General features: G+C 33.6%; 15 protein-coding genes. 14 read left to right on the top strand and 1 reads right to left on the bottom strand.

Annotated elements, in window-relative coordinates; all coding sequences use genetic code 11:
- Window positions 1-42: 42 nt before the first annotated feature.
- From FJR03_RS00945 to FJR03_RS00935, 3 genes are all read left to right on the top strand, one after another.
- On the top strand, window positions 43-426 hold the full coding sequence (locus FJR03_RS00945; protein WP_193113810.1) for a PAS domain-containing protein: 384 nt from the start codon (window positions 43-45) through the stop codon (window positions 424-426).
- 131 nt (window positions 427-557) lie between these two features.
- Window positions 558-1,553 (top strand): methyl-accepting chemotaxis protein, encoded by a 996-nt coding sequence (locus tag FJR03_RS00940; RefSeq protein ID WP_226962214.1) that lies wholly within the window; start codon window positions 558-560, stop codon window positions 1,551-1,553.
- A gap of 90 nt (window positions 1,554-1,643) precedes the next feature.
- Window positions 1,644-1,985 carry a hypothetical protein gene (locus tag FJR03_RS00935; protein WP_193113808.1) on the top strand — a complete coding sequence of 114 codons (342 nt, stop codon included), beginning with the start codon at window positions 1,644-1,646 and terminating at the stop codon, window positions 1,983-1,985.
- Window positions 1,986-2,003: 18 nt separating this feature from the next.
- On the opposite strand, the gene FJR03_RS00930 is transcribed toward FJR03_RS00935, so the two are convergent.
- Window positions 2,004-2,441, bottom strand: coding sequence for a type II secretion system protein (locus FJR03_RS00930; RefSeq protein WP_193113807.1), 438 nt, complete (start codon window positions 2,439-2,441; stop codon window positions 2,004-2,006).
- A 248-nt stretch (window positions 2,442-2,689) separates the two neighbouring features.
- Between FJR03_RS00930 and FJR03_RS00925 the strand changes: the two genes are divergently transcribed.
- The 11 genes from FJR03_RS00925 (at window position 2,690) to FJR03_RS00875 (ending at window position 15,771) form a co-directional block, all read left to right on the top strand.
- Window positions 2,690-3,178, top strand: coding sequence for a PAS domain-containing protein (locus FJR03_RS00925; protein WP_193113806.1), 489 nt, complete (start codon window positions 2,690-2,692; stop codon window positions 3,176-3,178).
- A complete protein-coding gene (locus FJR03_RS11790) occupies window positions 3,153-4,601 on the top strand; it encodes a methyl-accepting chemotaxis protein (RefSeq protein ID WP_193113805.1) in 1,449 nt (482 codons plus the stop codon). Before FJR03_RS00925 ends, FJR03_RS11790 begins: the two co-directional genes overlap by 26 nt.
- 77 nt (window positions 4,602-4,678) lie before the next feature.
- Window positions 4,679-6,799, top strand: coding sequence for a YncE family protein (locus FJR03_RS00915; RefSeq protein WP_193113804.1), 2,121 nt, complete (start codon window positions 4,679-4,681; stop codon window positions 6,797-6,799).
- Complete coding sequence (locus FJR03_RS00910; protein WP_193113803.1) at window positions 6,789-7,811, top strand: response regulator; 1,023 nt, start codon at window positions 6,789-6,791, stop codon at window positions 7,809-7,811. The genes FJR03_RS00915 and FJR03_RS00910 overlap by 11 nt, the downstream gene beginning before the upstream one ends.
- Before the next feature lie 14 nt (window positions 7,812-7,825).
- A complete protein-coding gene (locus tag FJR03_RS00905; RefSeq protein WP_193113802.1) occupies window positions 7,826-8,605 on the top strand; it encodes a hypothetical protein in 780 nt (259 codons plus the stop codon).
- On the top strand, window positions 8,605-9,786 hold the full coding sequence (locus tag FJR03_RS00900) for a sensor histidine kinase (protein ID WP_193113801.1): 1,182 nt from the start codon (window positions 8,605-8,607) through the stop codon (window positions 9,784-9,786). Before FJR03_RS00905 ends, FJR03_RS00900 begins: the two co-directional genes overlap by 1 nt.
- On the top strand, window positions 9,776-11,524 hold the full coding sequence (locus FJR03_RS00895; protein ID WP_193113800.1) for an EAL domain-containing response regulator: 1,749 nt from the start codon (window positions 9,776-9,778) through the stop codon (window positions 11,522-11,524). Before FJR03_RS00900 ends, FJR03_RS00895 begins: the two co-directional genes overlap by 11 nt.
- Before the next feature lie 28 nt (window positions 11,525-11,552).
- Window positions 11,553-12,725, top strand: a complete 1,173-nt coding sequence (locus FJR03_RS00890; protein WP_193113799.1) for an ATP-binding response regulator — start codon at window positions 11,553-11,555, stop codon at window positions 12,723-12,725.
- A complete protein-coding gene (locus tag FJR03_RS00885; protein WP_193113798.1) occupies window positions 12,725-13,405 on the top strand; it encodes a response regulator transcription factor in 681 nt (226 codons plus the stop codon). The genes FJR03_RS00890 and FJR03_RS00885 overlap by 1 nt, the downstream gene beginning before the upstream one ends.
- Window positions 13,398-15,059, top strand: coding sequence for an EAL domain-containing response regulator (locus FJR03_RS00880; protein WP_193113797.1), 1,662 nt, complete (start codon window positions 13,398-13,400; stop codon window positions 15,057-15,059). Before FJR03_RS00885 ends, FJR03_RS00880 begins: the two co-directional genes overlap by 8 nt.
- The gene (locus FJR03_RS00875) at window positions 15,052-15,771 is read left to right on the top strand and encodes a sensor histidine kinase (RefSeq protein ID WP_193113796.1); all 720 of its coding nucleotides are present in this window, start codon (window positions 15,052-15,054) and stop codon (window positions 15,769-15,771) included. Before FJR03_RS00880 ends, FJR03_RS00875 begins: the two co-directional genes overlap by 8 nt.
- Window position 15,772: the final 1 nt, after the last annotated feature.

The following is a 15,772-nucleotide window of genomic DNA, read 5'->3' as shown; positions in this document are numbered from 1 at the left end:
TTTCTAGTCAAAAAAAATACAAAATAACTGCAGGGAGTTATTATGGATGAATATATATTGAGAAGCGATGATTTTTTAGTCTCCCAAACAAATGAGAAAGGGATTATTCTTTTTGCTAACGATGACTTTTGTAAAGTTGCCGGATATTCATTAGATGAGCTTGTTGGACAGCCTCACAGTATAGTGAGACATGATGATATGCCAAGATCTGCATTTGAAGATCTCTGGAATACCGTTAAAGCAAATCAAGTATGGCATGGGTATGTAAAAAACCGTACCAAAAGCGGTGGGTTTTATTGGGTCTATGCAACTGTTTATCCACTTTATGACGAGATTCAAAAAATAAGAACATATCTCTCTTGCAGACGTAAACCCTCTCCTGAAGAGATTACACAAGCTGAGCAGCTTTATCGTACATTTGTGTAATGAGGTTTTATATGACAAACGTGCAGAAAAACATTCTTATCTCTTTTTTCTTTCTCCTTATATTTTTTTCGTTTTACTTAAGCGATTCAATCCTTATCTATAGTGTTATAACTTTAATTACTTATCTTCTAGTGCTCTTTTTGTTTAAAAACACCTCCTCTGCGGCAAATGCGGAGATACAAAAAAAACATTTAGAGCTTATTGAGATGATGAATTTTAAAAGAAATCAGCTTAACCACAATGAAAATGCAGCAAACGAAGTGGAAGAGAGTTTTAACCAGATCATTCACAGTTGTCAACAAGCTACACTAGAAGATACAAAAGTTGCAGGCGAGATGGTACTCATTGCCGATAAAGTTGCAAAAGGACATTTTTCTTGCCGTATCTCTGCCGATACAAAAACACCCCATGTACATGTACTAAGAAACAGTTTGAATAAAATGCTGGATAACTCAGAAGAGAACCTTGATAATGCGATCAACACGCTCAAAGAGTTTTCTAACGGTCAGTTTAATGCCAGAAGTAAAGTGCAAGTGGAAGCAAAAATGGCAGAACTGCTAAACAACATCAACTCTCTTGGTGAAGCACTAAGTAGTATGCAACAACAAAATGAAGATTCCAATAAACAGATTAGAGAATCTTCGCAGGCATTAAACTCTACGATCGAAGAGATAACAAATACAACAATCGTAGATTTCAAAAAGATGATCACAGATATTGTTGAGCAGATTCATAATATTTCAGACAAAGAAAACGATATGGTACATAAACTCCAAACACTTGTTGAAAATGCAAATGAAACAAAAATTATTTTAGAGACCATAGGGGATATTGCCGATCAAACAAATTTACTGGCGTTAAATGCTGCCATAGAAGCTGCTCGTGCGGGTGATCACGGTCGTGGCTTTGCCGTCGTAGCTGATGAAGTACGAAAACTTGCAGAGCGCACACAGGCAAGTCTGGCTGAGACATCAACCACTACAAACCTCCTTATTCAATCGATTGCCGAAAGTTCCGAATCATTAAATAAAAATGCTAAACATGTTAATAAAATTTCCGATGATGTTAAAGATGTTAGCAGTAAAATGGATGAGATCATTGAAACACTGAATAGTTTAACAAATTAAGCATATTTATTATAAATTTATAAATTGCTATATTATTGCTTCGTTTATATTCTACAATAATATAAAATACTTATTGTAAAAGGATACACAATGTTACTAATAGAGATATTTACAGATTATATCCGTAATAAAAAAGATTTACGAGAGTATGTAGAGCGTAGAAAAGATATCAATGAACGCGGTGAATTCAATGATACTAAACTTATCCAAATTCAGGAAAATCTTGAACGGTTAAAAAGTGAAAACCCTGAAATTTACAATAAAATGTATGAAGTGTTAGAAGAGATTATTCAACAGGACAAAGGACAATTTGTCGATTACTCTTTAGACTTTGCGAGAGAGATACTAAAAATGTTTAAAAACCAATCGTTAGAAAGTATCTATGAAGAGTACAAAGATACTTTAAAACATAAGTATCAAACACTTAATTAGTCAAAAAGCAGAGTAAACTCAGTACTTAATTATAGAATCATTTACATCTGCCACTGTAGGTGTTACTTTACTACCATATTCCCAGTACCAAAATCTTGGTGCAGTTGACTTATCTCCATCTCTACATATGATTTCATACTTGTTATCTGTAGTTCTTGCTGCATTCGATGGAAATTGAGTACTTGAAGTTGCATTTGCATCAACACATTTAGTCAAATCAACTATAAAAGTACTGAAACTTGAAGGAAAAATTATATCTGCACTTGTAATATTGTAAGTTCCATCTTTAACACTCCCCTCTTTTCCATCTTCAACAGATACATTCCATTTCACTGGACCAACTGTTCGATTAAGTGTTCCAACAAACCCATTAATTACAGTTTCCTTAGCTTGTTTACTGACACTTAAGAATGTTGGTAAAGCAACTGCTGAAAGAATACCAACAATAATAATCACAAAAATTAACTCTAATATATTAAAAGCAGCTCTTTTCATATAAACTCCTGTGATAAGCTTTTATCCTGTATATCTAAATTATTTCTAAAACTAACTTTACTTTTTATTAACACAAAATGTTATAGAACATATTTTTACTACATAAATATAAATTTATACTATAGATAATCTAAAAGACTGCAACAGATCTGCAACACTAAGTCGACATACTTCTACCTATAATTTTTTTTAATAGCAAGGAAAGTAACGTGGCAGGGAAAGAACTGACATTTAGTGAAGATGAGTTCATTGTTTCAAAAACAGATACCAAAGGACGCATAACCTATGGAAATGATCTCTTTGTAAAAATGAGCGGTTATTCAGAAGAAGAGCTTTTAGGTAAACCGCATAATATCCTAAGACATCCACAGATGCCCGCAGTAATATTTGAATATTTATGGAAAAACATTCAACAAAAAAAAGAGGTTTTTGCTTATGTCATTAACCAAACAAAAGAGAAAGATTTTTATTGGGTTTTTGCACATGTTACGGCTAGTATAGATGAACACGATACTATCATAGGCTACCACTCAGCGCGCAGAAGCCCAAAAAAAGCTTCTTTGGAATTTATAAAGCCTCTTTATAAAAAACTCCTAATAGCCGAAAAGTCCGGGGGTTTAGAGAGTTCAAGAAAAGTATTGCAAACATTGTTAAAAGAGAAAGGAGTTTCGTATGAAGAATTTATCTTCTCTTTCTAAAATTCAATATTTAAATATTGTCTCAATTGCTATTTTTTCACTGACACTTTTATATGCAATTATTTCTAACGGCTTTCATTGGATAGAGCTTTTTAATATTTTGAACTTTCTCATTGCATGGGTTATTTTTACCAATATTAGAAAAACAAAAAAAGTGGTTGAAAACGTATCTGCAATGATGCAAGAGGTGGAACTTGGAAAGCTAGAATCGCGTCTTACCTCTATTGATGCAAAAGGAGAACTTAAAGCCTTATGTACAAGTTCAAATAATATGCTTGATCAGCTTGAGGTATATATGCGTGATACTTTTGCGGTAATTGATGCCCTCTCAGAAGATAAATACTACCGTTTAGTCCAAACTTACGGACTCAAAGGATTATATAAAAAATCGGCTGAGAAGATTAATGCAAGTACAGCAAAAATGAAAGAGAATCATGATGCTCTGGAATATTCACAAATAGATGCGAATCTATCCGAAATCGGTCGTTCAACTGGCGGTTTGGATGTGATTCAAAAAAGTCTATCAAACTCATTAGAAGAACTCTCATACATCACCGATATATCTAAAGAAACGGCATATAAATCGAGTCAAACAGTTGAAGGTCTTAACAAAGTCACTCAAAACTTAAGTGAACTAACAGAACTTGTAAATACATCTAACGATGCCATCAATGCACTCGGTGTTCGTGCCAACGATATCAATTCTGTTGTTAATCTTATTAAAGATATTGCTGAACAAACGAACCTTTTAGCCCTAAATGCTGCTATAGAAGCAGCACGGGCAGGAGAACATGGGAGAGGTTTTGCAGTCGTAGCCGATAATGTAAGAAAACTTGCAGAAAAAACACAGGCAGCTACTACAGAGATCTCTGTCGCTATTGGTGTACTGCAACAAGAAACAGCATCTATTTGCGATTATTCAGAATCTATGAGCGAACTCTCAATAGGGTCAAATACAATGATCCAAGATTTTACAAAGTCTATCTATAGTTTTAACGATGATGCAAACCGAACAGCGGAACTTGTTTTAAGTATTGAAAAATCCTCTTTTGTAACTCTTGCAAAGATTGATCATATTCTGTTCAAAGATAAAGCATACAACTCTATTTATCAGAGAAAGATACTTGATGAGTTTACGGACCACCATAATTGTCGTCTAGGAGTTTGGTATGAACGTGGAAAAGGAAAAGAACAGCTGGGAATGACTCAGGCTTACAAGCATCTGCCTCAACCGCATCAAAAAGTACATGATTCAGCAACATATGCAATGAAACTTTTTGATAATAAAGAGGAAAATCTTCTTAAACATGAGGAAGTACTGCTCCAAACTTTTGAGGAGATGGAGGATGCTTCAAATCAGCTCTTTCACATGATGGATGATATGCTTCATGAAGCGATTTCAAAAACATATAAGAAATACTAACTAAGTAACAAAAATAATTGCAACAAACTTGCCACACTACTATGCGATAATTTTCTGCTGAGAAGGGAGGTTGATTTATGAAAGAGTTATCATTACATCTATGTAGAAGTGTCGTTGCATCTGCATATACAGGTCAAACTTTTGTTATAATCGATTCTACTCCTACATTCTATACTTATGATAAAAATGCACTTTTTGAATCTCATTCAAAACTGCAGGGGTTTGCAACCTATATCAATAGGTACAGCCACAATATCACTCTGTCACATGATGGTGCTTATGCACTTTTGTGTGATACAAAAAAGAATAGAATACTTCTCATTGATATGCAAAATAAAAAACTCAAAGCAAATATTCCCTATTCAAAAGCACCAAATTTTGCACTCTTTAATCAAACATCGGAGTATTTTATCATCTCTAACAGTGTTGGCAATATCACTATTTACAATACAGATACATTAGCTGTTATGGCACAACTAAATATTCCTGATGAATTACGCACTGTTACGTTTTCTGATGATGATTCAAAAATTGCCATAGCTGCACACAATAAAAAAGTGTATATTTTCTCTGTAGAGACCCAAAAACTTTTAGAAACAATTACATTTGATGAGATAGTAGAGGTCTTGAGTTTTTCGAAAGAAAATACAACCTTACTTACATTTTCACGTAAAGGGAATGTTACACTCTACTCTCTCGTACACAAAAAAATGTATAGTGCAGCTCCCCGCTCACAGTGGCCTAGTACTTTGGCCCACACACAGAACAAGGAGGTTGTACTTGTCGGGACAAGAGGTTCCCAGATAGATATATATACAACTTCACGAGGGAATAAACTCGGTACACTTCATTTTGACTACTGGGGCGTTACTTCTATATATGCAACTAACGAGTGTGTATTAGTAGGTTTTTCAGACGGCAACTGCATAATACTCAATATACAAGAGGAGATTCAAAAGGCTCAACAAGCTCTTGACGAAAATCGGATTGGGATACTGGCTGAACTTTGTTATATGTACCCTCTTCTTTTTATCAATCCAGAAGTTTGTGCCTTAATTAATGAGAAATATAAAGAGATATTCTCTTTTAAAGCTCAGAGTGATGAGCAGGCACTGGGGTATGATGCCCTTATCTCTTTTATTATTGAAAACGATACGAAAAAACAGGAACTTCTAACATTTATATATCAATCAAATGAGATTGTCTCCTTTATGCAAGAGGTTGAATGCGGTAATTTTGACGGAGCATGTGAAAATACCTATAAGTTTCCGGTACTCAGACAACTGCGAGAATTTAGCGAGTTTCGTACGATTTGCCATCGTAACGTTAGTGAAGAGATAGAACTTTTAGAAAAAGATCCAAATAAGTTTACTACTTACAGAGAAGAAAAAACACATAATTGTACAGCTTGTATTTATAAAATATTGACCAATGAAGAGACTTTAAAACGAGTATATGTTGATTTTAAAAAAGCAGTACAGGCAAAAAATTATACCACTATGTTAGATTTGGCAACTAAGTTTCCGTCCTTTAAACAAACACGTCTTTACCGACGTGTAATGAGTTACGGAGAGGCCCTTATTGACAAGATCTTACTGATGATGCAAAGTGATCATATTGAAGAGGCTACAAAATATGCGGTGATGCTTTCAAAAATTAAACCGTTTGAAAAGACAGGCTTAGATTTTAAAGAGCAGATTACCCATTTTATGACTCTTGAACAAGCATCAAAGAAAGATGATGTTTTAAAAGTATTTGATCTTGCCGAAAAAAATCCTGCATTTCGAACAACAAAAGCGTTCCAGCAACAACTGCAAAACTACCAGAATAAATATAGCTTGGCAAAAGTTCAAGCGCTTAAAGGTGATGTTGCTGCATGCAAAATAATTTTAGGGGACTATTTTAAAGTAGAACATTTTAAAGAAAAAAATCTGGATATTTTAAAGATTGCTCTTCTTCATGAAATCAAACATTTCTCACCGAAAGAATCTGAAAAAAAGTTTTTAGACAAATACCATGAATATTTTGGTTGGGATGAAATGTATGATCAAGTTTGCACTTTTTTACAACATACCGCAAACACAATAAAGAAACTGACTCCTGTAGAAACTGAGTATAAAGAACTACAAACACTCATTGAGGGAGAAAAAGTTAAAAACAAAGTAATTAAAAAAAAGGAAAACAAAAGTGAAATGTGACCAACAGGTACATATAAGAACAAAAAACTTAAAAGAGAAAGGCAAAGAGATAGATATTTTAGTTGTAGAGGATGACGAAGTTTTATTGTCACAACTTGTAAACCTGTTAAAAAAGTTTTTTAACAGAGTAGATATTGCCTCTAACGGGATAGAAGCACTTAACCGTATTTCGGAAAGAGATTATGATTTGATTATAACTGATTTGGTTATGCCGCTTTTAGATGGTTTTTCACTAATAGAAAACATAAGAAAAGAGGATTCTGAGCAGCTTATTTTAGTTCTTTCCGGATATTCAGACAATGAAAATCTTTTACAGCTTATTAATATGGGAATTGACGGCTTCTTACCCAAACCTGTTAACATAGATGTTGTGATGGAAAAACTCCATAAAACGACTGAAATAATCTACAATCGTAAAGCATTAAAACACTATATGAAGATGCTTGAAGAGAGTCATGCAGAACTACTTCAAAGAGATTCTGAGCTTGAGGAGACACTCAATGAGATGAATCAGCTTAAACTGGAAGTGAAAGAGCAAAACTGCACTGAAGATATAGCGAAGGAGCTTATGAGTGCAGAAGATTTTGCAAAGCTTTATATTCATGAGATCTCCTATTTGAATGAAGAATTTGAAATACTTGAAGAGCATTTTAATACATTTTTACTCCAAGAGCATAAAAGTATTAATAGTGAAAGTATAGGTACTATTGTTCATCTGCTGCAACAATACTGCAAACACCTTGAACCGTATGGAGAATTTGCTTATCTGCAGGCTGAACTTTGCTCTTTAGCAGGAGAACTGGCAGAGCTGAGTGCATCTTTAAACATTGAGTTTTCTATCTCCTCTTTTGTCCTGCTTTTTGATCATTTAGAGCAATTAAGAAAGGGTGTTTTTGTATCTCAAAGTTTCCATGATATTCATAAATTGGACAAAGCATTTATCAAAGTTCTTGAAGATATATCCAATGAGATTAGTTCTTCATTGGAACTTGTAGATAGTTTGGTTTCGTAAAGTAAGAGGACAAAATGAAGTACCCTAAATTTTATGAGAACTTTGATCTTTTTTATGAAGAGAATAAAGATAATGATGCTCAGATAGTTCTTTTTCTCGCCGAGGGAAGCTCCCATGAAATTAAGAAGCTTCAAGTTACAAAGCTTTCGATATACGGAGCAGTTTTTCCTGAAATCATTTTTGAGAATATACATTACAAAACAGGGATACTTGCTATTAGTTTAAAAGATAAAACACAAATAACAATAGTTGCTGCCATGCAAAGAGCATCGTATAATGTTTTAAAAAGCTCTAATAACTCTTATCCCTTGTTTATGGATGGTTTTTCAAAGTATATCAACTCTTTTTTAGAAAAGTTTTTTGTTGCAATGGATCATAATGTCACTATTTTTGGAGGGGGTAAAGGACGCCTTACCTTAAATCAAAAACAAACTATTTTTGACATAGTAAAAAAATACCCACTCGGTATTGAAACTTATCACAATGAAAATGATCTTCTATTAGTAGGATGTATTGAAGAAAATACTATTGTTTATCTTTTAAAAGATGAAGAAACACCTCTTATTGAAACACCACAAGATACTCTTGATAAGCCAAGAGAATTTTTTATTATTGATTATATTTCAAGAGTGTTATTTTTAGAAGATCATTTTACTAAGAGACTACATTCTATCAAGAAGATGAGTGATGCTCATACCCTTTGTCGTCTTTTGAGTTTAGGTGAACTTACAAACAATTCAAACCGCTATATTGAACTATGCAATCAAACTAATATGATGGAGAACAATATATAATGAAAGAACTCTCCATTGCATATGAATGTATTAACTCTATAGGGAACTCTCTTAATCTTGAGGAGATGCTTGAAGATATTATAGGAACTTTTGTTAACCAAACCAGTGCTATAGGCGGCAAATATATCAATCTAAATCCTGCATACTCTAAAAATATCATTCACATTGGCAGTGACTTTCCTGTACCTCTAAAACTTTTAAGCAAAAAAGATAGTTTTATGATTCATACACTTGATAACTCAAGTAAACTACTTGATCTATTTATTCACGACGGCCATTTTCTGTTCGCTTTTAATCAAAACAATGACATTGAGGCTCTTGGAGAGATGTTTGTGAACTTTAGTACAAAGATTACCAATGCAATTGAAGCGTGTTACAATGTAGAAAAGGTCCAAAAGCTCAATCAAAATCTTAAAGCACAAATCTCTGAAGAAAAAAACAAAAATGCTTTTAACGAAAAATTAATCATCTCTCAGTCCCGTATGGCAATTATGGGTGAGATGATCGGAATGATCGCACACCAATGGAGACAACCTATCACTATCATAGGGATGGTGACCAATAATATGGTTATAGATTTGCATCTTGATAATTTTGATAAAGAAAGAGCTATTAAAGAGCTTGAAGCTGTCGATAAACAAGTACACTACCTCTCACGCACTATTGATGACTTCAGAAACTTTTTTAAACCAAATAAACTTGCCCAGACAATTAGTTTTGAAACAATTTGCAATGAACTAAAAACGATGTTAGGGAAAAGTTTCGAAACACACAATATTGAGCTTATTTTCGAAGGGGAAAAAAATATTCAAGTCACCACTTTTAAAAATGAGCTTATTCAAGTTCTTTTAAATGTTCTTACTAATGCTAAAGATGCATTTTCCGGAAACATAACAGATAATGCCTTTATAAAGGTAACTGTAAAACAGTTAGCAAGAGGTGATGTGAGTATTTTCGTTCACGATAATGCCGGTGGGATTTCTCCCGATATTATCAATAAAATTTTCGATCCGTATTTTAGTACAAAACATGAAAAAAACGGGACAGGATTAGGTTTATATATGTCAGCGATGATATTAGAGAAACATCTTGGAGGGAGCATACTTGTATCTAGTGATATGCAAGAAAGCATATTTCATATCCGTTTTAGATCTATAGAGGAGAAAAAAAGTGTCTATTAATACAGTACCTTTAGCAGAAGCAGTTATACGTCTTCAAAAAGAAGCGAAGGGTTTAAGTGTCTTATATGTGGAAGATGATCTTAATATCCAAAAAGCATATATAAACTTTTTAGAACGCTTTTTTGAAAATATAGAATATTGTAATAATGGACTAGAAGGTGTAGAGGCTGCAACGAAAAAAAAGTTTGATCTTATTATTAGCGATATAGAGATGCCCTACCTCAACGGTATTGAAATGGTACAGAAAATTAAACAAGTTTTTCCTACACAAAAGGTGATACTCGTTTCGGCACATAAAGATTCTGAAGTTTTACATCAGTCAATATCACTACAGGTAGACGGTTATCTTTTTAAACCCCTCGATCGTGCTGTTGCTATAGATCTGCTTTATAAAATTGTTTCAATAATAAATACAGAGAATGAAAACAGAAAATATAAAGAGTGCTTAGAGAAGATTGTAGAGGAGAAAACACAAGAGCTCATCTCCTCTTTTACCATTGATAAAGTAACACAGTTTTACTCTTTAGCGAAACTGCAACAGGAAGATTTTGATACTATGAACAGAGCACTTGCTATTGTAAAGGTAAGAAAATTTAAAAGTATTAATGATTTTTACGGCTATGCTTCAGGCGATTTTATACTGCAGCAGATAGCTCAGTTTTTACGTACAGAACTTCAAGAAAAATATAGAGAGTATGAGATAGAGTTCTACCGTGTTTCAGGCTCCCATTTTGTTATTTCAAGCAGCTCAAATGTACAAAAACTCTATGAACTTATAGATGAAATACAACATCTTTTTGAGAGTACAAAAATGGATATCACAGAGGAGCATGTTCTGCTTGAAATGGATGCAGCCGTATTAAGTAAAAATACAAAACCCTCATTATCAAACCTTGATAAAGCACTACGTAGAGCAGAAGAACTCAATAGAATTATTTTATATGAAAATGATGAGAAAGAGGAACTCAACTACAAAAAAAGGATCCAGTGTAAAAACAAACTTATCAAGGCGTATGAAGAGAACCGAATTATCAACTACTATCAACCTATCATAGATAATAATAACGGTACTATTTATAAATATGAGGCTCTTGTAAGAATGGTTTCAGAAGATGGAGAGGTGATCTCTCCCGGTATTTTCCTCCCTGTTGCAAAAGAAACGAAAATGTATGCACTCATTACAAAAAGTGTTTTCCTATCTGCTTTAAGGGACTTTCGTGACTCTGAGTGTATGGTAAGTATCAATCTTTCACTCGAAGATATTAAAAATAAAGAGCTACGTTATTTAATTCGTGAAAGTTTAATTCAGTTTCCCCAACCTTCTCGTATTGTGTTTGAAATTTTAGAGAGTGATGAGATAGATTCCTATGCTGTATTGGTCGAGTTTATTCAAGAGATGCACACTCTGGGTGCAAAAGTTGCTATTGATGATTTTGGAAGCGGTTATTCCAACTTTGAACATCTAGCACATTTATATGTTGATTATATTAAAATAGATGGTTCTTTAATCAAGGATATTCACACAAACCATTATTCACAGGCAGTTGTACAGATGCTTTACGATTTTGCTTCAAAAATGAATATAAAAACGATTGCTGAGTTTGTTTCCAAGGCTGAAATAAGTAGTTATATTAATGCTATCGGTATCGATGAATCACAAGGGTATTTTTTTAGTGAACCGCTCCCTTTTCAAGACTCGATGAAACGAATTTACAAGATCACTGAAGATAAGATATAATAAAAAAAAGAATCTAAAGCAGCAGCATATGAAACATACCGTAGAGCTTTTACGAAGACTTGCTTATAACAAAAGTATTTTGATTGTAGAAGACGACTCTCTCATTATAGAAAGCCTCGAACGTTTGTTAAGTCACTTTTTTGAGAGTGTACTGAGTGCACAAAAAGTTGAAGAAGCACTTGCTATTTTCAATGAAAACAAAGAAAACAATCTTCTAATTATTACAGATATCAACCTCGGCGGAGAGAGCGGTGTAGAGTTTGCATGTAAAGTCAAGAAACAAAACCCTCAACAAAAAATTCTTGCAATCTCCGGAACTGAAAAACGAGAAGTATTTGTGGACTCTATTCGTTGTGGAATAGATAGGTTTGTACTAAAACCATTGGAAGATAATGAACTTTTTGAAGCTCTTATAGCGTTGTTGCAAAAAATTGATTACGATAATGAGCTTAAGCATCAGAGCCAACTCTTAGAAAAGTCTCGAAAGTATGCATTACAACTTTTAGAAGAGCAGGACCAGTTTGTAAAAAATGCTATACACGAAATACATACCCCTTTAGCAGTTATTATTACAAATATCGATCTTTTACGTATGCAAAATATTGAAAATGAATCTATTGATGCAATAGAAGCAGGAAGCCGCATTATTCAAAACAGTTATGAAGATATGACCTACTTGATGAAAAAAGATCGTATGAAAGAGATGAAATCAGATATTGATCTTATCTCTTTCATTACAGAGCGCAAGAACTATTTTCAGTGTATTGCAGCAGTGAACAATTTGCAAATATCTATGTTTTTAGGACAGAGAACTCTACCTACTCTTTTCTTTTCAGAGCCTAAACTTGCACGTCTGATTGACAATACTCTTTCAAATGCAATTAAGTACTCCTACAGACCCGGTGAAGTGACTATAACTGTTGGCTTAACCAATTCAAAAATATTTTTTGAAGTACATAATGAAGGCCCTGTCATTCAAGATAAAGAGAAGATTTTTGAACGTTTTCATCGAGAGAGCAAATATAATGGAGGCTATGGGCTTGGACTTCATATTGTTGCACAAATTTGCCAAGAGGAAAATGTGGAAGTTCAAATAAGTTCAACAAAACAAAGAGGGACCTCTTTTCGATATATATTTCACGATGCGACACAATTGCAACAGAACTCTCCTAAAATACAAAAGATAAAGATGGAGAAATAATGAAAATATTATTACTTGAAGATGAGTATATGCTCTCTCGATCAATTCGTACCTATCTTTTGAATAAAGGGTACTTTGTAGACCATTTTGATAACGGTATAGATGTGATGGAGGCTGTAAAATCGCAAGAATACGATTTTTACGTATTAGATATTAATACACCTCTGATGAGTGGATTGGAGTGTCTTAAAGAGATTTCACAGCTTCATCCAAACACACCAAAGATTATTATAAGTGCGTATCACGATATAGACTCTATTACAGAAGCATTTGACTTGGGATGTAGTGATTATTTGAAAAAACCTTTTAATCTCAAAGAGCTAGAGTTACGTATAGACCGCCTTACATCTCAGGTATTGGCAAAAAAAGAGGTGGAACAATCGGCTGTTGTAAAGCTCTCCAAAGATTACACTTTCGACACACAGACAAATCTTTTATACTATAAAAGTGAAGTACAAAAATTTACAAAAAGGGAATATGCACTTTTAGTACTTTTTATTAGCAATAGAGGGCAGATTATCCCTGATGAGAGTATTCGCTCTTTTATATGGGACGGAGAGAATGTAGAAAATTCTACTATTCGTTCTCTGGTGAATCGTTTACGTTCAAAACTACATGTAGATATCATTGAAAATGTAAGAGGGTTTGGATATATAATGAAAAAGGGTGATGATGTCTAACTTGATTCAAAAACTCAAAGAGGGAAGTGAACAAAGATCTGTACTTATAGTGGATGATGATCATGAACTTGCCAACTCTTTAGGTCGTATACTGAAGATGTTTTTTGAACATTGTGTCATTACACATGACGGCGAAGAAGCGTTAAAGCTCTATAAAGAGTCACTTGAAAAATCAGAACCTTTTACTCTCGTTGTAACTGACCTTGAACTTCCAAAAAAAGGTGGTTTGACACTTATTAAAGAGATTAGAGAGCTTGCAAAAGAACAGGCTATTTTAATCATCTCTGCACACGATGCATCTGAATTTATAACTGAAGCGATCTCTCTAGATGTAAAAGGCTATATTTTAAAACCTGTGGCTATGCCCAAACTGTTTGAACATCTTGAAAAAATTTTATTTGAACAAAACACCTCTTTAGAAAAAAGAGAGACGGTTGATAGCGTAACACATTGGGGCACTAAAGAAAAGCTTGAAGAGTTGTTAACACATAAGTTAAATACACATACCCTTTTGTTACGTATTAAAGTTAATTACCTTTCAAACATCTATCATTTAATTGGTAATGAGTATGCAGATCAATATCTTAAAGAGCTTGCTCTTTTATTAGAGAATATACAACTTGACAGCGATGCACTGTTTTATCGTTTAAGTCTAGATGAACTCGTGATTGTTTTGAAAAACAACAGTTTAAATTATGCAAAAAAACTTGCACAAGAGATGGTCTCTATTGCACGCTATTTCCATATATCTGAAAACGGAATAATTATTAACTCCACTTTAAGTATAGGAATAGCGCAAGGGGAGAAAAACCTTTTGCAGAATGCCAAGCAAGCTCTTGAAAAATCAAGTGAAAGCGGTAACGGTTTTGTAGCTTCATATACACAAGAGGAGTACGATAAAGATCTAAGCATTACTCATGGTCGTGATATTATGAAAATGATCTATAAAGCGATTGAAGATGATGCAGTTATACCTTATATTCAACCTGTTGTAGATATAAAAACACAGGAAGTAGAACTATTTAGTAGCTATGTACGTATTATGCAGGAGGAGAAGGTTTACTCACCTGAAACCTTTTTAAACATTGCTCAAAATGCACATCAGATGTCAATGATTACACGTTCTATGATCAAAAGTACTTTCGCTTTGAGCACAAAGAGTGAACATAATGAAGCACTATTTACTATCTACCTAGCCAATGAAGATTTTTATGATGAGTCTCTTTTACCCTACATCCTTTTTTGGTCTTCAAAATATGGTGTAGAACCATCGCGTATTGCCTTTGAAATTTCTCAAACAGACTTTACAGACAATGAAACAAGTAAAGGTTTTTCACTATTACATGAGCTTAAAAGGAACGGTTTCCAATTTGTTTTAAATAACTTTGGTTTAAATAGCTACAATCTTATGGCAATTTTAGAATTTCAGCCACAATACATTAAACTAGATCCTAAGTTACTAAAAAAAGGTATGCTACGTAATCGTCATCAAAATATAGAGAAGATTATTGAGGTTATACATCTCATAGGTGCTAAAGCAATTGCAACACACATATCAGATAAAGAACTTTTAGATTTTATGGAAACAACATCTATTGATTATATTCAAGGGTATCAAGTTTGTGCTCCATACAAGGTAGAAACATATGAATGATAAAAGATCACAAACAATAGAAACTTTAAAAGTTATTGCTCATCAGTGGAGACAACCTTTAAATCTTATTAGTATGGAAGCGATCAACCTAAATGTGCAGGCAAGTTTAGAGGAACAGGTTGACTCTAAAAAGGTTCTTGAGAGCACAAAACGTATAGAGGAACAAGTACAAAGAATGTCCATTATACTCAAAAGTATTTTGCACTTAGGAAGCTCAGAATCTCACAAACGTCTTTTCTCTTTAAATAAACTTTTTGATTCTATATATGATGATTTTACAAAGGCTAGCAAAAATAAAACCATAGAGCTGCAGATAAGTTGTATGGAAGAAGATATACAGGTTTATGGATTTTCGAGTGATCTGCATGAAGTATTACTAAATCTTTTAAACAATGCTGCAGATGCTTATAAAGAGCAAAGCAAAGATAATAAAACTATTTTTTTAGAGAGTAGTTGTAATGATAAAAACTGTACTATAAAAGTAAGGGATAATGCAGGCGGTATACCGGAAGCTATTGCAGATATGGTGTTTGAGCAAAACTTCTCTACAAAAATTACGGGAGAGGGATTTGGTATAGGTCTGTACATAGCTAAACTTCTTATAGAAACAGAGTTTGAAGGCTCCATAAACTTCAATACTACCCCAGAAGGTACAGAATTTATTATTACTTTACCACGCAAAGATATCTGTACACTCAAGTTTGTCCACTAAG

This window comes from Sulfurimonas marina (assembly GCF_014905095.1).
GTDB lineage: Bacteria > Campylobacterota > Campylobacteria > Campylobacterales > Sulfurimonadaceae > Sulfurimonas > Sulfurimonas marina.
Note: the sequence above shows the minus strand (reverse complement) of the source record. Positions and strands in the feature narration are given on the sequence as shown.